Origin of the sequence: Pseudomonas syringae pv. tagetis, from assembly GCF_022557255.1 — a bacterium.
Taxonomy (GTDB): domain Bacteria; phylum Pseudomonadota; class Gammaproteobacteria; order Pseudomonadales; family Pseudomonadaceae; genus Aquipseudomonas; species Aquipseudomonas caricapapayae.
Window position 1 is genome coordinate 4,544,035 of record NZ_CP092923.1, and the last position, 19,067, is coordinate 4,563,101.

Here is a 19,067-nt window from a genome sequence, read left to right on the forward strand (position 1 = left end):
ATTCCATGCCAATCTACGTCGACGCCCTTCCCGGCCTGATTGCCGATCAGGCCCCGGCAGTCTGGAACCACCGTGCTAGAAGCGTTCCTGAAAGACCGTAGATCAGGCACGGCGACGATTCTTCAGAGCACATAATCGTCATAAAGAAATAATGTATCTTTTACAAAAGGTACATTTCAGTGCAAAAAAGTAACGGTGGCCCCATGAGCGAGCATCAGGACGTGGCCCAAGGTGACAGCGGCGCATCTGTGCGAGAATTGCCCGTCAATCGCCAGAAGTGTATGAAACCGATGTCAGAAGAGGACACGCGCACCGCGTCGCGTTACGCCATGATCCGTGAGGTGTTGCGTAACGCAATCGTCTCGGGTGCGGCCGCCAATGGACTGGTGCTGCTTGAAGCACCGTTGGCAGAACTGTTCGGCACCAGTCGGGTACCCGTTCGCAAGGCGCTTAATCTGCTGCATGAAGAAGGTTTGATCAGCCGCTTCGATGGCCGCGGCTATCTGGTCAATCCTGACGCTCGAGAAGTCGAGCCGCTGCGGCTGAGCCTGAGCCACAAGCAGTTCGGGCTGGACAGCAGTGAAGAGCTGGTCGACACCCGCCCGCTCGGCGAGCGTATTCATGATGAAATCGGGGCGGCGCTGTCGGCCTGCATCGCCTTTGGTCACTATCGGCTGGATGAACAGAGTGCCGCGCAGCATTACGGTGTCAGCCGCGCGGTGGTTCGCGAGGCGCTGATGCGTTTGCGTGATCGCGGCCTGGTGGAGAAAGAGCCTTACTCGCAGTGGCTGGCGGGGCCGCTGACAGCTCGGGAAATCACCGAAGATTATGAACTGCGCGCCTGCCTCGAGCCTGAAGCTCTGCGCCAGACCGCGCCACAATTGAGTCGCGAAACCCTTGAAGCAATGCTGGCCAGGGTCATCCAGGCGCAAAATGCCAACCATTGCAGCCTGGAGGAGATAGAACGCCTTGAGGACGACCTGCACCAGCAATGCCTGGGAGGCCTGCAAAACCGCAAGATCGCCACCCTGATCAGCCAAGCGCAGAGCCCGATGATTATCAACAGGATTTTCTACCGGCTGCTGAGTATCGGTGCCGACGAAGCGATGCTGGCCGAACACCGGTTGATCATCGAACTGCTGCTGCACGGAGCGTTTGATGCCGCCGCCCTGAACCTCAAGGAACACCTGCTACGCGCCCGACAGCGCATGCTGCAACGCCTGAAAGTGTTGTCGGTGCTGCCGGAGCAGAAAGTGCCGGGGTATCTGACTCGGTTGAGTTGAGGTGGGGCTGGAAGATTCATTGCACACGCTCCAGTGGGAACGCTGTTCTGGACGCTCTGCGTCCGATCCCGAGCACGCGCGCGGCGGCGATTTGTGACGCGGAGCGTCACGAACGGCATGCCAACGCAGAGCATTGGCACGATAGTGTTCTCTAGACTTTCATCGTTCCCATGCTCCGCGTGGGAATGCCTTTCTGGACGCTCTGCGTCCGATCTTGAGCACGCGCGCGGCGGCGATTTGTGACGCGGAGCGTCACGAGCGGCATGCCAACGCAGAGCATTGGCACGATAGTGTTCTCTGGACTTTCATCGTTCCCATGCTCCGCGTGGGAATGCCTTTCTGGACGCTCTGCGTCCGATCTTGAGTGCACGGTGTCAGCACCAGCATGTGACGCGGAGCGTCACGAACGGCATGCCAACGCGGAGCATTGGCACGATAGTCAGAGTGTATTTAAAGGCTACGAATTACTTACCGACCACGTCGCCACGCATTGGCGCCAACCGGGCGATCAAGCGGTTCTGAACCGGAACCGGGACGTTCTCGGTGTCCATCGCTGCGATCAGATTTTCAACCAGCGCGTTGAAATCGCTGGGGGTAAGGTTCTGGCCCTTGTGCGACTCGGCCATGCTGTCACCGGTGTAGCGGCACGGGCCGCCCGCTTCGACGCAAAGTTTCTCGACCAGTTTGTCGCGCAGACGCACGATGTCGACTTTCTTGAAGTGCTCGACAATCCGGTCATCCCTGGCCACGTTCATGAGCATGCCTTCGACAATGCGCTGGATGCCGGCACGCTGGCCAAGGTCTCGATAAAGACTGTCATCCCTGGGGGGCTGTTGCTGTTGGGCGCAACCGGCCAGTACCGTCAGCATCAGACAGATCAGCAAGCGTCTCATCAGAAACTCCCCTGCACAGACAGATACGTGCCGTTCTGGTTATCCAGCGTAGCGATTTCGCCCAGGCGGGCGTAAGCCAATACAACGGACAAATGCTTGTTGGGGAAATAACCGAGAAACACATCAGCCCAGTCACTTTCGCCCGCAAACGACAGGTTGTCCGGTTTTTCGCGATATTCGACGCCCAGCGCCCAGCGCGGATTGAACAGCACCGCTACCGAACCCTCCTTGAGCAGGCTGCGGCTGTCACGCCGGTCCCCGCCAAAGCCCAGCAGGCCGGTTTCATTCGCGCGGCTGTAACGCACGCCGCCGTTGACCACGACGTTGTAGCCGAATGCCGCCCCCATGAACAGCCGACTGGCCGTCAAGTAACCTTCGACATCCGAATCACGCTGAGCCCCCACCAGGCTGGGGATCAGGAAATCGTTCTGATGCTTGTACTGCACACCCAGAGAAACCTGCGGCAGGCTTTCGTAGATCAGGTCGCCGAACAGACGCACCTTGACGCCGAATACGTCCTGGCTGAGGTTATCGTCCGGCAGGCTGAGTCTGTGCTGCAGGTTGCTGATATCGAACCGTTGATGAGCGTAGGAAAACTCGACACGGTTGCCGTAGGCGACGGCGAGTCCTGCCACATCAAGGTTGTAATCCGGCAGATTGACGTGCGTGGCGAAGGCCGTCGCGCCCCATTCGCCCTGCTCGCTGTAACCGGTGATCACCGCCCAAGGGGTTATACCGCCCCCGGCACTGCCTTCAATGCTGGTTGCGCCACCCGTGGCGATCAAACGGCCGTTGTCAGCCCATGCAAGCGCCGGAACGACGCCCGCCAGCAGATACCCCAACAGCAATGATGTTTTGTAGAACATGGATTAATTCACCATAAGGCTGGGTGATGCCTGGAACGTAGCAATCCATGCCTCGAATGCTGCCGCCGTCAGCGGTCGACTGATCAGGTAACCCTGGGCCGTATCGCAGTGCCAACGCCGGAGCAGGTCCAGACTGTGTTGGTACTCGACACCCTCTGCCACCACCTTGAGTCCAAGGTTGTGGCTCATTTCGATGGTCGACCGCACGATTACCGCGTCTTCGCTGGTTTCATCCAGGTTGCGCACGAAAGACTGATCGATTTTCAGCTCCTGCACCGGCAGACGCTTCAAGTGAGCCAGTGACGAGTAACCGGTTCCGAAGTCATCGACCGACAGGCTGATGCCGCAGTCGCGCAGACGATGGAGGACAATCAGCGCTTTTTCCGGCTCGCTCATCACCGCGCTCTCGGTGATCTCGAATACCAGTTGTTCGGCAGGTACTGCGTATTGCTTGAGCAATTTCATGACGTAGCCTGCCAGGTCGTCGCCCAGCAGATCGTCAGCGGAAATATTCACCGATACCTGCAGCACCAGACCACGCTGGCGCCAGTCGGCCAACTGGCGCATCGCCTCCTCGATAACCCAGTTGGTCAGCAGATGAATGCTGCCAGTGCGCTCGGCCAGGACGATGAATTCAGCCGGCGATACGTTGCCAAACTGCGGATGAGTCCAGCGCAGAAGAGCTTCGGCCTGGCGTACATAACCCTGACGGATATCCAGCTTGGGCTGGTAATGCAGCATCAGTTCACCACTTTGCGGTGCCTTGCGCAGGTCGCGAATCAGACTGATCTGACGTTGATGGGCGAGGTCGCGCCCATCCTGATAGATCTGCAGACGACCGGGGAGGAACGTGGCGTCCTTGCGGGCAATCGCTGCGCGGTTGACCAGTTCGTGAGCAGAGTCACCATGTTCCGGATACACCGTGATGCCAATGCAACACTCCAGCACTAGATCATGGCTGTCGATGCGCTGCGGCTCACTGAGCAGCCGCTGCACGGCGTCGGCCATGCCCACCGCACCGTCACTGGCAGTATTGTCCAGCAACAAAAGAAATTCGTTGGCCCCCAGCCGCGCCACGGTGTCGCCAGCCCGCAAATTGCTCTGCAGACGCTGACCTAACTGGCGCAACAGTTGCTCTACACCTTCGGCACTTGCACTTTCGCTGATCGTGGCCAGGTTCTCGATGCCCAGATACAACAGGGCAACCGCACGATCTGCTGCAATCGAGCTGCCTAGGCGCTCCATTACCAGCGCCCGATTGGGCAGCCCGGTCAGGTTGTCGTGCAAAGCGTTGTGCGCCAACTGCCCTTCACGCACGGCAATGCCCTGCTGCATGGTGTTGATCGCGTCGGCAAGCATCCCCAACTCGTCGCTGCGAACCAGGGTTACCGGTGTTTTGTAGTCTCCATCTCCAATGCGTTTGGCCGCGATGGCCAGTGCCTGCACCGGCAGCGAGACGCTTCGGGCAAGCGCCAGCGTACCGACCAGCGACGCCAGTAACGCGGCCATGGATATCCAGAAGATCTTTTCATTCAGCGGCGCGAATGCCTGATAGGCCTTGTCCAGCGGGCTCTGTAACAGTGCGATCACTTGCCCGTCGCCGCCATTGCTGTTTTTGGCGAGCATCAGGGTCTGGCTGAGAAAGTTAAGGTTCGATTGCTCGGTCAGCAGCATCTGGCCTTCAGAGGAGCTGCGCATCAACTCGATCAGCCCTGCGTGCAAGGCTTCTGGCTGGGTGCTGATCAAATCGCCGGTCTTACCGTCTTCTACCGTGAGAAAAGATACTTCCAGCCCGCTGAGCGAACGCAGTTCTTCGGCGAGATCGCTGTCGATGGTAAAGCCCATGACGACACGGCCGATCGGCAACGGTGCGAGAACAGTGCTCTCCACCAGCAAATGTGGAGCTCCGCCGCCCGGCACAATGAGCACTGACTGACCGGCACGTTTGGCGTTGCGCAACGCCTGATCGTAAACGAATCTGGAACCTTCGGGCACTTCGGGCACAGTGCTGGCAATCACTACGCCATCCATGCCCAGCAGAAACATGTCACTGGCATTGATGCGTTTGCCATGATTCAGCAACACCGACCGGATGGTCGATGAATCGGCACTGGCCACAGCATCGCGAAACCCGAAATCGGCCGCCACCAGTTGCACTGTGTCGCGCAGCCGTTTGCCGCGCAGATCAATCAGCCGCTCGAACACTCGGCTACCCACTTCCAGTTGCGCCTGAGCCTGGGTGCGTACCGCATCGCCGGTGGCCACCTTGACCGCAAGAAACACCGCGCCCACGACAATCAGCAGCAGGGCAATGAGAACCCCGGCGATGCGCGCCTGAAAGCTGGCTTTAAATTTCATTCATGCGCGGCCTTGTGAAACGCGTCGCCGAAACCACCGGGTGCGGGCTTGCCGGGTTTATCCTCGGCTTTAATTTCGACCGTAAGGTTGAAACGCTGAGTGAGGCCCGCGGCGGGCACATTGAACTCGCCGCCCGACACGGGCTGCATGTCTTCGATCTGTGGATGCCATAGCGTGGCCGCGTAATGTCCGATGGGTACCTGATCCAGTTTGAGCAGGCCGTTGCTGTCCGTCACACCGAACCATGGCTCGTCGGTGACATAGATGTAGCCGACCATCCAGTCATGGATATTGCAGCCGAGCACCACCACACCGGGTTTGTCGAACAGGAGCGGGTCCGAGGGCGTGCCCTCGTAAAGTCGCAACTCGAAGCGTTTGGCCGGCGAGAACGAGTACACCTGATGGCGAATGTTGTCGCTGTTGGGAAACTTGACCTGAGTACCCGTGTGGACGGCCAGCACATGCGGCGCAAACTCCTGATCGCGCTGGTCCATTGACGCTTTCAGAACCGAGGGCGACGGGGCGGGCGGCCCTTTGAGCGTTACGACCGCATCGGCAAGGGGCTGACCCTCCTTGTCCATTACCTGCGCGGTAAAAGTAGACGCCGATGCATTCGCAGCCGATGCCATCCATAGTCCAGCCAGCACTGCCGATATAAATACGTTGGTCATACCTGATTCAACCCGTAACGGCAGCGCCGTAAGTAAAAATAAGCTCTCTTTGGCCCACACCGGCTGGACCAACTGGTGATAAATGACGGTTTTACAACCGCTTTACAGACTATCGACCAAGACTATTGAAACCTGAGGGCCGCCGCCCCATCTAAGAACCATGTTCAACTTCTCAGGTGCCCCATGAGCGACCAGCAGACAGACTCGCCAGATTTGCCCAATGACGCAGACGAGCACAACGTGTCTCTGAGTTCCAACAGCACCTCGCTTGCCTTGCCCGGCCAGAACCTGCCCGACAAGGTCTACATCATTCCGATCCACAACCGCCCGTTCTTCCCGGCACAGGTATTGCCGGTCATCGTCAATGAAGAGCCGTGGGCCGAAACGCTTGAGTTGGTCAGCAAGTCAGAGCATCACTCGCTGGCGTTGTTTTTCATGGACACGCCGCAGGAAGATCCACGTCATTTCAAGACAGATGCGCTCCCCGAGTATGGCACTCTGGTCAAGGTTCACCATGCCAGTCGCGAAAATGGCCGGTTACAGTTCGTCGCACAGGGCCTGAGCCGGGTGCGCATCCGCACCTGGCTCAAGCATCACCGCCCGCCGTATCTGGTAGAGGTCGAGTACCCGCAGCAACCCAATGAGCCGACCGATGAAGTGAAGGCCTATGGTATGGCCCTGATCAACGCGATCAAGGAACTGCTGCCGCTCAACCCGCTGTACAGCGAAGAACTGAAAAACTACCTCAACCGCTTCAGCCCCAACGATCCGTCGCCGCTTACCGATTTCGCTGCGGCCTTGACCTCGGCCACCGGCGTAGAGCTGCAAGAAGTACTCGACTGCGTGCCGATGCTCAGGCGTATGGAGAAAGTTCTGCCGATGCTGCGCAAGGAAGTCGAGGTCGCCCGCCTGCAGAAGGAAATCTCTGCCGAGGTAAACCGCAAGATCGGCGAGCATCAGCGTCAGTTCTTCCTCAAGGAACAGCTTAAGGTCATTCAGCAGGAGCTGGGGCTGAGCAAGGACGACCGCAGCGCCGATATCGAGCAGTTCGAGCAGCGTCTCGAAGGCAAGACCCTGCCGCCGCAGGCCCGCAAGAAGTTCGACGAGGAGATAGGCAAGCTCAAGGTTCTGGAAACCGGCTCACCGGAATACGCCGTGACGCGTAATTACCTGGACTGGACCAGCTCGTTGCCGTGGGGCGTCTACGGCGCGGACAAGCTGGACCTCAAACATGCGCGTAAAGTGCTCGATCAACATCATGCCGGCCTTGATGATATCAAGGCACGTATTCTTGAATTCCTTGCGGTAGGTGCCTACAAGGGTGAGATCAGCGGCTCGATCGTGCTGCTGGTCGGGCCGCCGGGTGTCGGCAAGACCAGTGTCGGGCGCTCGATTGCCGAGTCACTGGGGCGACCGTTCTACCGTCTGAGCGTAGGCGGCATGCACGATGAGGCCGAAATCAAAGGCCACCGTCGTACTTACATCGGTGCACAGCCGGGCAAGCTGGTGCAGGCGCTTAAAGACGTTGAAGTCATGAACCCGGTCATCATGCTCGATGAAATCGACAAGATGGGCCAAAGCTATCAAGGCGATCCGGCGTCTGCCCTGCTGGAAACCCTGGACCCTGAGCAGAACGTCGAATTTCTCGATCACTATCTGGACCTGCGTCTGGATCTCTCCAAAGTCCTGTTCGTGTGCACTGCCAACACGCTGGATTCGATCCCCGGCCCGTTACTGGACCGGATGGAAGTGATTCGCCTGTCCGGCTATATCACCGAAGAGAAGCTTGCAATTGCCAAGCGCCACCTGTGGCCCAAGCAACTGGAGAAAGCAGGCGTTGCCAAAAGCAAGCTGAGCATCAGCGACAGCGCCCTGCGCGCCGTCATCGAAGGCTATGCTCGCGAAGCGGGTGTGCGGCATCTGGAAAAACAACTGGGCAAGCTGGTGCGCAAAGCCGTTGTCAAGCTGCTGGACACGCCCGACTCAGTGATCAAGATCGGTCCGAAAGACCTTGAAGCGTCGCTGGGCATGCCGGTGTTTCGCAGCGAACAGGTGCTTTCGGGCACCGGTGTGATCACAGGTCTGGCCTGGACCAGCATGGGCGGTGCCACCCTGCCGATCGAAGCAACGCGCATTCATACCCTGAATCGCGGCTTCAAACTGACCGGGCAACTGGGCGACGTAATGAAAGAGTCGGCTGAAATTGCCTACAGCTACGTCAGTGCCAATTTGTCGAAGTTTGGCGGCGACGCGAAGTTCTTCGATGAGGCGTTTGTGCACGTCCACGTTCCCGAAGGTGCCACGCCCAAAGACGGGCCGAGCGCGGGCGTGACGATGGCCAGCGCCTTGCTGTCCCTGGCTCGCAACCAGCCGCCGAAAAAAGGCGTGGCCATGACCGGCGAGCTGACCCTGACAGGGCATGTATTGCCCATCGGTGGAGTGCGCGAGAAAGTCATTGCCGCGCGACGTCAGAAGATTCACGAACTGATCCTTCCGGAACCTAACCGTGGCAACTTCGAAGAACTGCCGGACTATCTCAAGGAAGGCATCACCGTTCACTTTGCCAAACGCTTTGCAGATGTGGCGAAGGTGTTGTTTTAAGGGTTGATGCAGCGCAGGTCCCACGCTGGCTATCGGTTCCGGCGTGGGAGCGCATTTCGGTATGATCTCAGTCCAACCTTGAATGTGCGGCGCGGCTGGATGTGTGACGCAGAGCGCCACACCTGTCGTACTCCCCCACAAAACTCCGATCAGTTATCCTTGCGCCTCGTCTCGCAAAACCGGATCTTGCCATGACCCCTGCCCGTTTCATTGCACCGTTGAGCCTTGTGCTACTGACCGCGTGCGCGCACACCCCGAAAAACATCGTGTCCATCGAGGCTGAAAACGATTGCCCACTGACGCTCCAGAGCGGACAGACGCTGATCCTCACCCTGCCCAGCAACCCGACAACCGGCTTTCGCTGGCTGACCCAGAACCCGGCGCAGAATATCCTGCGCAGCCTTGGCCCGGAGGTGTATGCCAACGCCGAGAGCAAGGAGATGGTCGGTAGCGCCGGCCAGTCGGTATGGCGCTATAAGGCAACTGACGCCGGCACAGGAAGGTTGATGATGACCTATCAGCAGCCATGGGCTCCGGAGGTCCCACCGGAACAGACCTTCGAGTGCGCGATTACCGTGAACTGACGCTTTCGGCTCGGCCTGGCTGGCAGCACCATGCATCCCGGCGACAAGTTGGCTAGAATGCCCGCTTTTCAAAGCCGTCACCGGAACCGCCGTGAGCAAAGAAACCGACCGCATTTTCGCCCAGCCACTGGCCCAGGTGCCTGACTTCGCCTTCAACGAAGACGTGGTGCGGGTTTTCCCGGACATGATTAAACGTTCGGTACCCGGCTATCCGACGATTGTCGAAAACCTCGGCGTGCTCGCGGCGCAGTTTGCCCAACCGGAAACAGTCCTCTACGACCTCGGCAGTTCGCTGGGTGCTGTGACTCAAGCCTTGCGCCGCCATGTGCGCAGCGAAGGTTGTGAAGTCATGGCGATAGATAATTCCAGCGCGATGGTCGAGCGCTGTCGCGAATACCTGAACGCACAGGATTCGATGTTCCAGGAGCTGTTGCCGGTGCAGGTCGTCGAAGGCGATATTCTGGCACTGGAGTTCAAGCCTGCCTCCGTGGTGGCGCTGAACTTCACTCTGCAGTTCATCGCCCCTGATCAGCGCCTGGCACTGCTCGGGCGCATTCGTGATGCGCTGGTGCCAGGCGGCGCATTGATTCTCTCGGAAAAACTGCGGTTCGATGACGAGCAGGAACATGCGCTGCTGACGGACCTGCATATCGCTTTCAAACGCGCGAACGGCTACAGCGACCTGGAAATTGCCCAGAAGCGCAGTGCCATTGAAAACGTCATGAAGCCCGACAGCCTTGATGAACACCGCCAACGTCTGCTTGCCGCAGGTTTTTCCAAGGTGGTGCCCTGGTTCCAATGCCTTAACTTTACCTCGTTGATTGCCCTGCCATGATTGATCTCGCTCCTCTTGTCCGCCGTCTGGCGGGAACCCCTCTGGCTGACTGGGCCAATGGCCTGCAAGCACAACTGGATACCAAGATGGCCAAGGGTCATGGCGATCTGCAACGCTGGCAAAGTGCACTGGATGCCCTTCCGGATCTGCAGCCCGAGCGAGTCGACCTGACCGACAGTTTTACCCTTGAAGGCAGCTGCAACGGTGAAACCCGCACCGTACTGCGCAACGCATTGCTGGGCCTTTCGCCATGGCGCAAAGGGCCATTCAATGTGTTTGGCGTGCACATCGACACCGAATGGCGCTCGGACTGGAAGTGGTCCCGGGTATCGCCGCATCTTGATCTCAAAGGCAAACGTGTTCTGGACGTTGGTTGCGGTAACGGTTATTACCAGTGGCGCATGCTGGGCGCCGGGGCTGACAGCGTGATCGGCGTGGACCCCAACTGGCTGTTCTTCTGTCAGTTTCAGGCGATGCAACGCTACCTGCCTGACCTCCCCGCCTGGCACCTGCCGTTTGCGCTGGAAGACCTGCCCGCCAACCTGGAAGGCTTCGACACCGTGTTCTCTATGGGTGTGCTGTATCACCGCAAGTCACCCATCGACCATTTGCTGGCATTGAAAGACTGCCTGGTAAAAGGTGGCGAGCTGGTGATGGAAACGCTGGTAGTGCCGGGCGATGTTCACCAGGTACTGGTGCCCGAAGACCGTTACGCACAGATGCGCAACGTCTGGTTCCTGCCGTCGGTGCCTGCGCTGGAGCTGTGGATGCGCCGCGCAGGATTCACCGATGTGCGCTGCGTCGACGTCAGCCATACGACGGTCGAAGAACAGCGCAGCACCGAGTGGATGCGCTTCCAGTCGCTGAGCGACTATCTGGACCCTGCCGATCACAGCAAGACCGTCGAAGGCTTGCCCGCGCCGATGCGCGCTGTGATTGTGGGGCGCAAGCCTTGAACGGTGCTTAGCGGGCGGCCGCCACGATCAACGCCTTCATCTCTGCCACCGCCGCCTTGAAGCCCACGAACAGAGCGTGAGCCACCAGCGCGTGGCCGATGTTCAGTTCGTTGATACCTTTGATCGACGCGACCGCTTCGACGTTGTGATAATGCAGGCCATGTCCGGCATTGACGATCAGGCCTTGTGCAAGACCAAACGCCACGCCGTCGGCGACCCGCTGCAGTTCTTCGGCGACTTCAGTCGGGGTCTGAGCATCGGCATAACGCCCTGTGTGCAACTCAATGGCTGGCGCCCCGACACGCTTTGAAGCGGCAATCTGGCGCTCATCGGCGTCGATGAACAGCGAAACCTCGCAGCCGATTTTCGCCAGCCGCTCGACCGCTGCCTTGATCCGTGCTTCCTGCCCTGCGACATCCAGCCCGCCTTCTGTGGTCAGCTCCTGTCGTGTCTCCGGGACCAGGCAGATATGCGCAGGACGAATACGCTCGGCAAACGCGAGCATTTCTTCGGTCACGCCCATCTCGAAATTCATTCGGGTCTGCAGCACATCCTTGAGCAGCAGCACGTCGCGTTCCTGAATATGTCGACGGTCTTCACGCAGGTGAACGGTGATACCGTCGGCACCGGCTTCTTCGGCATCCAGTGCCGCCTTGACCGGGTCCGGGTAACGTGTGCCGCGGGCCTGACGCAAAGTGGCAACATGGTCAATATTCACGCCGAGAAGGATGCGAGTGCTTTGGGTCACGGTTGTCTCCAGAAAAATGGGCGAGCTGATCGAAGCAGGTTGTAGAGAATAAAGCTTGATCAAGGCTTGCGAAACAGTTCACGACTGACAAGTGGACGACCACCCAGATGCACCGCCAGCGCCTGACGCATCAGACGCTTGGCAGCAGACAACGCACCGGGAACGCTCCAGTCCGCCTCTGACATGGCCAGCAATTCTGCGCCTTGAAACAGGCCTGGTTGAAGCAGATATACACGCTCAAGCCCGGCATCCACCTGCAGACGGTACATGCCCTCGACTGCCAGCGGTTCACCGTTGATGTCGGCGTCCATTGCGAAGCCGTAGCCCAGATCGTCCAGCAACCGCCATTCAAAGGAACGCAGCAACGGTTCCAGCGGACGGCCCAGCCCGAGGGCCAGCAAGGTCGCGGCATAATGTTCGAATACCGCTGGATGCGGATCTTCAGCGGGCAACAGGCGAATCAGCAGCTCATTGAGGTACATGCCGCTGAACAGCGCCTCGCCAGTCATCCAGGTGGCAATACCTGCGCTGTCCATGCGACCGACATTCTTGAGCTCGCCGCGCCCTCGAAACTCGACTTCAAGCGGCACGAAAGGACGCGCCAGTGAGCCCGCCTTGCCTTTGGCACTGCGCAGCACGGCACGCAGCCGCCCCTGGGGCGTGAGAAAATCGACCAGCGCGCTGTTTTCGCGGTATGCACGGCTATGGAGCACATAAGCAGGTTGGCCGGTGGGCGTGCTCATCAGGCTGGCTCGAAAGAGAAGTGTTCGCCCGACCGCAGTGGGTCAGGCGAAAAGAGGGCTTACAGGTCGCCGTAGCCGAGGGAGCGAAGTGCACGCTCGTCGTCCGACCAGCCACCTTTGACCTTGACCCACAGATTGAGCATCACCTTGGAGTCGAACAACAGTTCCATGTCGCGACGCGCATCACTGCCGATACGCTTGATACGGTCGCCCTTGTCACCAATGATGATCTTCTTCTGCCCGTCGCGCTCGACGAGAATCAGCGCATGGATATGCAGCGTGCGCCCCTGCTGCTTGAACTCTTCGATCTCGACGGTGATCTGGTACGGAAGTTCGGCACCCAACTGGCGCATGATCTTCTCGCGAACCAGTTCTGCGGCCAGAAAGCGGCTGCTGCGGTCGGTGATCTGGTCTTCAGGGAAGAAATGATCATTTTCGGGGAGGTGCGAGGCAATCAGGCTTTCAAGCGCTTCCAGGTTATGGCCGTGCTGTGCGGAAATGGGCACGATGGACGCATTCGGCAGTTGACCTTGCAGCCACTCCAGATGCGGCATCAGTTCGCTCTTGTCTTCGATGCGGTCAGTCTTGTTGATCGCCAGAATGACCGGCCCCTGCACGTACTGAACGCGCTCCAGAACCATCTGGTCTTCGTCTGTCCAGCGGGTGCGATCCACAACGAAGATCACTACGTCGACGTCTTTCAAGGCTGCCGAAGCGGTCTTGTTCATGTAACGGTTGAGCGCTTTCTCGCCATTCTTGTGCATGCCGGGAGTATCGACATAGATCGCCTGCACGGTGCCCTCGGTCTTGATGCCCAGCATGTTGTGGCGCGTGGTCTGCGGCTTGCGCGAAGTAATCGCGAGCTTCTGACCCAGAATATGGTTGAGCAGCGTGGACTTGCCTACGTTGGGACGGCCGACAATGGCAACATAGCCACAGCGTGTTGCGGTTGTATCATTCATGACCGTTCTCCACGCCCAGGGCAATGAGTGCTGCTGCGGCGGCGACCTGTTCGGCGATCCGGCGGCTGACACCCTGTCCTCGGCTTTTTTCATTCAATAGGTTGATCTCGCATTCGACGAAAAACGTCCGGCAATGCGGTTCGCCCTGGATATCCACCACCTCGTAACGCGGCAGTTCGCAGGCCCGCGACTGGAGAAACTCCTGCAGTCGGGTCTTGGGGTCCTTGTTGGTGTCCACCAGCGTCAGGCTGTCGAACTCGGTCGTCAGCCAGGCCAGAACGCGCTCGCGCGCCGCCTCCATGCCTGCATCCAGGTAGATCGCACCGATCAACGCCTCAAGGGCATCGGCAAGAATCGACTCGCGACGGAAGCCGCCGCTTTTCAGTTCGCCGGAACCCAGGCGAAGGTACTCGCCCAGGTCGAAACCACGAGCCAGCAGCGCCAATGTTTCGCCTTTCACCAATCGCGCACGCAAGCGCGACAGCTGGCCTTCACGAGCCTGGGGAAAACGTTCGAACAACGCCTCGCCCGCCACGAAGTTGAGAATGGCATCGCCGAGAAATTCCAGACGCTCATTGTTGCGACCGGCAAAACTGCGGTGGGTCAGGGCCAGGACCATCAGTTCCTGATCCTTGAAGGTATAGCCGAGCTGACGCTCAAGGCGGCTCAAGGATACGCTCACGGTTTACCCACACTGAATTGCTTGTCGAACTTCATCACCAGATCGATGTTCTGGAACCACGGTTCACGCTGCTCATAATTCAAATGAGCCTTGAACGCATTGTTCTCCACCGTCACTTTCAACGCCTTGTTCAAATCTATATCCCGAATACTGTTGACCTGCATGTTCTTACCGACATAACCGTAGAAATCGTCGACCGTGGTAATGTCCATGGCCTGATTGTTGTCGACCGCTTCGATGATTTTCTTCATCGTCATGTAGTCGAGGTAGTGTGGAATCAGCTTGAAGGCCGTGCTGGTCGCGAACGCGACCAGCGCCAGTACCAACAGCCATCCCACGAACGAAAAACCTTTTTGAGAAGTAGAGAACGTCATGTTCGACTTCGACCTCAAGAGTGAACCGCCTGCCCGACCGGGTCGACTCAGGTTTCAGAGGCGTTTCCAGTCAGCCCAAATGACATACGGCGCTGCTCCAGGCAGCGCCGTATCGATTACTTGATCAACCCTACGCGTGCAAAATTAGGGAAGTGGCTCAACTTCGGCTCCGGCCAGCTCATCCAGACCGCGAACGCCTTGCCTACGATGTTCTTGTCCGGAACCATGCCCAGTTCCTCCTTGGGAATATTGGGATCATCCCAGTAACGGCTGTCATTCGAGTTGTCGCGGTTGTCGCCCATCATGAAGTAGTGCGCAGCAGGCACTGCCCACTCACTGTCAGGCGGCGCGCGGTAGCGGCTCATTTCCTGACGGATCTGGTGTTCGACTGCGCCCAGTTGCTCTTCGTACAGTTCCGCGCTACCCAGTGTGCCGGGCTCGGTGCCGATCAGCTTTTTGGCCACCAGCTCACCGTTGATGAACAACCGCTTGTCGCTGGTGTAGCGGATGCGATCGCCCGGCAGACCGATAACACGCTTGATGTAATTGACGCTCGGGTCGCTCGGGTAGCGGAACACCATCACATCGCCACGTTGCGGATCACCGAGCTGGATGACCTTCTGGTCCAGTACCGGCAGGCGAATGCCGTACGCGAACTTGTTGACCAGGATGAAATCACCCACATCCAGTGTCGGCTTCATGGAGCCCGAAGGAATCTGGAAAGGCTCTACCAGAAACGAACGGAGCACCAGCACGATAAACAGCACCGGGAAGAACGACTTGCCGTACTCAACCAGCAAAGGCTCCTTGTTCAAGCGCTCCACGACAGCAATGTCAGGTTCGCCGACGCTTCCCTGATAATTCGAAATGGCGGCCCGGCGACGGGGCGCCAGGATGACCAGATCAATCAGTGCAAGCACGCCACAGACGAAAACAGCGATGACCAACAACAGCGGGAAATTTAGTGACATAGGACCTGACTATTCCAACCTGAGCACTGCAAGGAAGGCTTCCTGTGGAATTTCCACGTTGCCGACCTGCTTCATGCGTTTCTTACCGGCCTTTTGCTTCTCCAGCAATTTACGCTTGCGGCTGACGTCGCCGCCGTAGCATTTGGCCAGTACGTTCTTTCTTAGTGCCTTGACGGTTGTCCGTGCCACGATCTGACCGCCAATGGCGGCCTGAATTGCCACGTCGAACATTTGTCGCGGGATCAGCTCTTTCATCTTCTCGGTCAACGCACGCCCTTTGTAGTGCGCGTTGTCGCGATGAACGATCAACGCCAGGGCATCGACCTTCTCGGCGTTGATCAGAACGTCGAGCTTGACCAGGTTGGCCGACTGGTAACGATCAAAATGATAATCCAGTGAAGCATAACCGCGGCTGACAGACTTGAGACGATCAAAGAAGTCCAGAACCACTTCGTTCATCGGCAAATCGTAGCTGACCTGAACCTGGGTGCCGAGGAACAGCATGTCGTGCTGCACACCGCGTTTTTCGATGCACAACGTAATGACGTTACCCAGGTGCTCCTGCGGCACAAGAATATTTGCGCGAACGATAGGCTCGCGCATGTCCTCAATAGCCGACAGGTCAGGTAGCTTGGATGGGTTATCGACATAGATCGTTTCGCCGCTCTTGAGCAACAGCTCGAAGATTACGGTGGGTGCGGTGGTGATCAGGTCGAGATTGTATTCGCGCTCCAGACGTTCCTGGATGATCTCCATGTGGAGCATGCCAAGGAAGCCACAGCGAAAGCCAAAGCCCAGTGCATCGGAGCTTTCCGGCAGGTACTGCAGTGAAGAGTCGTTCAGCGTCAGCTTTTGCAGCGCTTCACGGAAGTCTTCGAAATCGTCCGAACTGACCGGGAACAAGCCGGCATAGACCTGCGGCTGAATCCGCTTGAAACCGGGCAGCACGTCTACATCAGGTGTGGAGCTCAGAGTCAGGGTGTCACCGACCGGCGCACCGTGGATATCCTTGATACCGGCGATGATGAAGCCCACTTCGCCGGCTTTCAGATCAACGGTTGCAGTGTGCTTGGGATTGAATACACCTACGCTGTCGACCAGGTGCAGCTTGCCGGTGGACTTGACGAGAATCTTGTCGCCTTTCTTGACTCGTCCGTGGCGCACACGCACCAGGGACACGACACCCAGATAGTTGTCGAACCAGGAGTCGATGATCAACGCTTGCAGCGGATCTTCGATGTTGCCGGTCGGTGCCGGGATGGTTGCGACCAGACGCTCGAGCACCTCGTCCACGCCCATGCCGCTCTTGGCACTGCACGCCACGGCATCGGTGGCGTCGATGCCAATGATCTTCTCGATCTCTTCCTTGACGCGGTCCGGATCGGCCTGCGGCAGGTCCATCTTGTTCAGTACCGGCATGACCTCAAGGCCCTGCTCGATGGCGGTGTAGCAATTGGCGACCGACTGTGCCTCGACGCCCTGCCCCGCATCGACCACCAGCAATGCGCCTTCGCACGCGGCCAGGGATCGGCTGACCTCATAGGTGAAATCGACGTGCCCGGGGGTGTCGATGAAGTTCAGCTGGTAGGTGATACCGTCTTTGGCCTTGTAATACAGGGTAACGCTGTGGGCCTTGATGGTGATCCCGCGCTCGCGCTCAAGATCCATGGAGTCGAGCACCTGCGCTTCCATTTCGCGCTCGGACAGGCCGCCGCACATTTGAATGAAGCGGTCGGCCAGCGTCGACTTGCCATGGTCAATGTGGGCGATGATGGAGAAATTGCGGATATGACTCAAATCACTCACGGATCAACACTCAAAAAGGTTGCAGGCAGATTGCCCGCCGAAAAATAGCCGGGAATTGTACCTGAACTAAGCAAGAGGCGTCACGCTTACAGGCACCCGGTTCGGCGCACGGTAAACAAACAGGCACAAAAAAGGGTGACCGCAGCCACCCTTTTCGATCAGACGGACCTGTTACTCGGACAGTTTGAAGGTGATGAAGGTCGCACGGCCTTGACGCAGGACGCGCATCGAGACAGAACGATCCTTGGGCAGGCTTTTCGCTACCTCTGTAAACTGCTTACTGGACGTAATCGCCTGATTGTTCAGGTGAGTGATCACATCACCCGGCTGCAGACCAATCAGCGACGCCGGACCACCTGTGACTTCCTTGATGGCGACACCACCCTTGAGGTCCAGGGATTTCTTCTGCTCTGCAGTGAGCTCGATCACCGACACGCCCAGCCTGTTACTGCTGCGCTCGGCGCCCGCACCGGCAACATCGCCCATTTCCTGACCTTCATCAGGCAGCGCGCCTACGGTAACTGTCAGCTTCTGACGCTTGCCGTCGCGAATCACTTCAAGCTCGGCCTTGCTGCCGTCCTTGAGGTTGCCTATGAGGTGCGGCAGATCAGCGGACATGATGATTGGCTGGCCGTTGGCACTCAGAATCACATCACCGACCTGCAAACCGCCCTTGGCAGCAGGGCCGTCTTCAAGCACCTGGGCAACCAGCGCACCGGCAGGCTTGTCCAGACCAAACGATTCGGCGAGGTCCTTGTTCACTTCCTGGATAACAACGCCCAACCAACCGCGGCTGACTTTGCCATTGGCCTTCAGCTGGTTAGCCACGTCCATCGCTACGTCGATCGGAATGGCGAACGAAAGTCCCATGAAGCCGCCGGAGCGGGTAAATATCTGCGAATTGATCCCGACAACCTCACCGGCCATGTTGAACAGTGGACCGCCCGAATTACCCGGATTGATCGCCACATCGGTCTGAATGAACGGCACGTACGTGTCGTTCGGCAGGCTGCGACCCTTGGCGCTGACGATACCTTTGGTCACAGAATGATCGAAGCCGAACGGCGAACCGATGGCCAGCACCCACTCACCCACCTTGAGCGTATTGGAATTGCCCAGCTTGGCTGTCGGAAGGTCCTTGCCCTCGATCTTCAAGACGGCAACGTCGGTACGCGAATCGGTGCCAACCAGCTTGGCTTTCAGCTCGCTACGATCAGACAGGCGAACCAGAATCTCGTCAGCACCGTCAATCACATGATTGTTGGTCAGTACGTAACCGTCCGGGGAAATGATGAATCCCGAGCCCAGCGACTGAGCCTCGCGCTGACGATCTCCCTTGCCAGCTCCCGGCGGACGCGAGCCTGGCGGCATGCTGCGCTCGAGAAACTCGCGAAGCATCGGCGGCAAGCCTTCCAGATCAGGCATCTGCTGATTGGCAATGGCGCGGTCCGGCAGTTTCTGACGCGTACTGATGTTCACCACAGCAGGTGACGCCTGCTCGACCAGCCCGGTGAAGTCCGGCAGGTTCTCGGCCTGAGCCGTAGCGACCTGACCGAGCATCAGCACAGCAGCAATCAGTGAAAAGTAGGATTTCATGCGTGGTATCGACATATGGCTCCCGTTCGTAACGAGCAAAATTAAGCAGTACAAAGCAACTGACTCAAAGACCTCGAGCAGCGATGCTCATCCCTGGATCAGCGACATGGCCCCTGAAAACGACAAAAGGCCAAAGCT

The 19,067-nt window shown here is 58.4% G+C and carries 17 protein-coding genes; 5 read left to right on the forward strand and 12 right to left on the reverse strand.

Features of this window, described 5'->3' with window-relative positions:
• Window positions 1–290: 290 nt before the first annotated feature.
• Window positions 291–1,283: a GntR family transcriptional regulator gene (locus MME58_RS20175; protein ID WP_371913030.1), complete on the forward strand. Its 993-nt coding sequence runs from the start codon at window positions 291–293 to the stop codon at window positions 1,281–1,283.
• A gap of 464 nt (window positions 1,284–1,747) precedes the next feature.
• On the opposite strand, the gene MME58_RS20180 is transcribed toward MME58_RS20175, so the two are convergent.
• Genes MME58_RS20180 through MME58_RS20195 form a run of 4 tightly spaced genes read right to left on the reverse strand, consistent with a single transcriptional unit; the run spans window position 1,748 to window position 6,071 of the window.
• Entirely contained in the window at window positions 1,748–2,176 is a 429-nt protein-coding gene (locus tag MME58_RS20180) for a group I truncated hemoglobin (protein WP_054984235.1), read from the reverse strand.
• Window positions 2,176–3,042: a DUF3034 family protein gene (locus MME58_RS20185; protein WP_054984236.1), complete on the reverse strand. Its 867-nt coding sequence runs from the start codon at window positions 3,040–3,042 to the stop codon at window positions 2,176–2,178. The genes MME58_RS20180 and MME58_RS20185 overlap by 1 nt, the downstream gene beginning before the upstream one ends.
• A 3-nt stretch (window positions 3,043–3,045) precedes the next feature.
• Window positions 3,046–5,400 carry a bifunctional diguanylate cyclase/phosphodiesterase gene (locus MME58_RS20190; protein WP_054984237.1) on the reverse strand — a complete coding sequence of 785 codons (2,355 nt, stop codon included), beginning with the start codon at window positions 5,398–5,400 and terminating at the stop codon, window positions 3,046–3,048.
• Window positions 5,397–6,071: a hypothetical protein gene (locus MME58_RS20195; RefSeq protein WP_054984238.1), complete on the reverse strand. Its 675-nt coding sequence runs from the start codon at window positions 6,069–6,071 to the stop codon at window positions 5,397–5,399. Before MME58_RS20195 ends, MME58_RS20190 begins: the two co-directional genes overlap by 4 nt.
• 183 nt (window positions 6,072–6,254) lie before the next feature.
• On the opposite strand from MME58_RS20195, the gene lon reads away from it, so the two are divergent.
• The 4 genes from lon (at window position 6,255) to cmoB (ending at window position 11,047) form a co-directional block, all read left to right on the forward strand.
• Entirely contained in the window at window positions 6,255–8,672 is a 2,418-nt protein-coding gene (lon, locus tag MME58_RS20200) for an endopeptidase La (RefSeq protein WP_055006412.1), read from the forward strand.
• 191 nt (window positions 8,673–8,863) lie between these two features.
• Window positions 8,864–9,256, forward strand: a complete 393-nt coding sequence (locus MME58_RS20205; RefSeq protein WP_054984240.1) for a protease inhibitor I42 family protein — start codon at window positions 8,864–8,866, stop codon at window positions 9,254–9,256.
• A 91-nt stretch (window positions 9,257–9,347) separates the two neighbouring features.
• Window positions 9,348–10,091: a carboxy-S-adenosyl-L-methionine synthase CmoA gene (gene cmoA / locus MME58_RS20210; protein WP_055006413.1), complete on the forward strand. Its 744-nt coding sequence runs from the start codon at window positions 9,348–9,350 to the stop codon at window positions 10,089–10,091.
• Window positions 10,088–11,047 (forward strand): tRNA 5-methoxyuridine(34)/uridine 5-oxyacetic acid(34) synthase CmoB, encoded by a 960-nt coding sequence (gene cmoB / locus MME58_RS20215; RefSeq protein ID WP_055006414.1) that lies wholly within the window; start codon window positions 10,088–10,090, stop codon window positions 11,045–11,047. Before cmoA ends, cmoB begins: the two co-directional genes overlap by 4 nt.
• A 7-nt stretch (window positions 11,048–11,054) precedes the next feature.
• On the opposite strand, the gene pdxJ is transcribed toward cmoB, so the two are convergent.
• From pdxJ to MME58_RS20255, 8 genes are all read right to left on the reverse strand, one after another.
• Window positions 11,055–11,795, reverse strand: coding sequence for a pyridoxine 5'-phosphate synthase (gene pdxJ / locus MME58_RS20220; protein WP_055006415.1), 741 nt, complete (start codon window positions 11,793–11,795; stop codon window positions 11,055–11,057).
• Window positions 11,796–11,854: 59 nt separating this feature from the next.
• Complete coding sequence (gene recO, locus MME58_RS20225; protein ID WP_055006416.1) at window positions 11,855–12,538, reverse strand: DNA repair protein RecO; 684 nt, start codon at window positions 12,536–12,538, stop codon at window positions 11,855–11,857.
• A 59-nt stretch (window positions 12,539–12,597) separates the two neighbouring features.
• Entirely contained in the window at window positions 12,598–13,500 is a 903-nt protein-coding gene (era, locus tag MME58_RS20230; protein ID WP_054984244.1) for a GTPase Era, read from the reverse strand.
• Window positions 13,493–14,182 (reverse strand): ribonuclease III, encoded by a 690-nt coding sequence (rnc, locus tag MME58_RS20235; protein ID WP_002554906.1) that lies wholly within the window; start codon window positions 14,180–14,182, stop codon window positions 13,493–13,495. Before rnc ends, era begins: the two co-directional genes overlap by 8 nt.
• The gene (locus MME58_RS20240; RefSeq protein WP_054984245.1) at window positions 14,179–14,556 is read right to left on the reverse strand and encodes a DUF4845 domain-containing protein; all 378 of its coding nucleotides are present in this window, start codon (window positions 14,554–14,556) and stop codon (window positions 14,179–14,181) included. The genes rnc and MME58_RS20240 overlap by 4 nt, the downstream gene beginning before the upstream one ends.
• A 116-nt stretch (window positions 14,557–14,672) precedes the next feature.
• The gene (gene lepB / locus MME58_RS20245) at window positions 14,673–15,527 is read right to left on the reverse strand and encodes a signal peptidase I (RefSeq protein WP_054984246.1); all 855 of its coding nucleotides are present in this window, start codon (window positions 15,525–15,527) and stop codon (window positions 14,673–14,675) included.
• A gap of 9 nt (window positions 15,528–15,536) precedes the next feature.
• Window positions 15,537–17,333: a translation elongation factor 4 gene (gene lepA, locus MME58_RS20250; protein ID WP_054984247.1), complete on the reverse strand. Its 1,797-nt coding sequence runs from the start codon at window positions 17,331–17,333 to the stop codon at window positions 15,537–15,539.
• 171 nt (window positions 17,334–17,504) lie between these two features.
• Window positions 17,505–18,929: a DegQ family serine endoprotease gene (locus MME58_RS20255; RefSeq protein WP_223813465.1), complete on the reverse strand. Its 1,425-nt coding sequence runs from the start codon at window positions 18,927–18,929 to the stop codon at window positions 17,505–17,507.
• Window positions 18,930–19,067 lie beyond the last annotated feature (138 nt).

Excerpts from the sequence above, each read along its gene's own strand:
- MME58_RS20175 (WP_371913030.1), top strand. The coding sequence starts at position 291 with ATGTCAGAAGAGGACACGCGCACCGCGTCGCGTTACGCCATGATCCGT.
- MME58_RS20180 (WP_054984235.1), bottom strand. The coding sequence starts at position 2,176 with ATGAGACGCTTGCTGATCTGTCTGATGCTGACGGTACTGGCCGGTTGC.
- MME58_RS20185 (WP_054984236.1), bottom strand. The coding sequence starts at position 3,042 with ATGTTCTACAAAACATCATTGCTGTTGGGGTATCTGCTGGCGGGCGTC.
- MME58_RS20190 (WP_054984237.1), bottom strand. The coding sequence starts at position 5,400 with ATGAAATTTAAAGCCAGCTTTCAGGCGCGCATCGCCGGGGTTCTCATT.
- MME58_RS20195 (WP_054984238.1), bottom strand. The coding sequence starts at position 6,071 with ATGACCAACGTATTTATATCGGCAGTGCTGGCTGGACTATGGATGGCA.
- lon (WP_055006412.1), top strand. The coding sequence starts at position 6,255 with ATGAGCGACCAGCAGACAGACTCGCCAGATTTGCCCAATGACGCAGAC.
- MME58_RS20205 (WP_054984240.1), top strand. The coding sequence starts at position 8,864 with ATGACCCCTGCCCGTTTCATTGCACCGTTGAGCCTTGTGCTACTGACC.
- cmoB (WP_055006414.1), top strand. The coding sequence starts at position 10,088 with ATGATTGATCTCGCTCCTCTTGTCCGCCGTCTGGCGGGAACCCCTCTG.
- recO (WP_055006416.1), bottom strand. The coding sequence starts at position 12,538 with ATGAGCACGCCCACCGGCCAACCTGCTTATGTGCTCCATAGCCGTGCA.
- era (WP_054984244.1), bottom strand. The coding sequence starts at position 13,500 with ATGAATGATACAACCGCAACACGCTGTGGCTATGTTGCCATTGTCGGC.
- MME58_RS20240 (WP_054984245.1), bottom strand. The coding sequence starts at position 14,556 with ATGACGTTCTCTACTTCTCAAAAAGGTTTTTCGTTCGTGGGATGGCTG.
- lepB (WP_054984246.1), bottom strand. The coding sequence starts at position 15,527 with ATGTCACTAAATTTCCCGCTGTTGTTGGTCATCGCTGTTTTCGTCTGT.
- MME58_RS20255 (WP_223813465.1), bottom strand. The coding sequence starts at position 18,929 with ATGAAATCCTACTTTTCACTGATTGCTGCTGTGCTGATGCTCGGTCAG.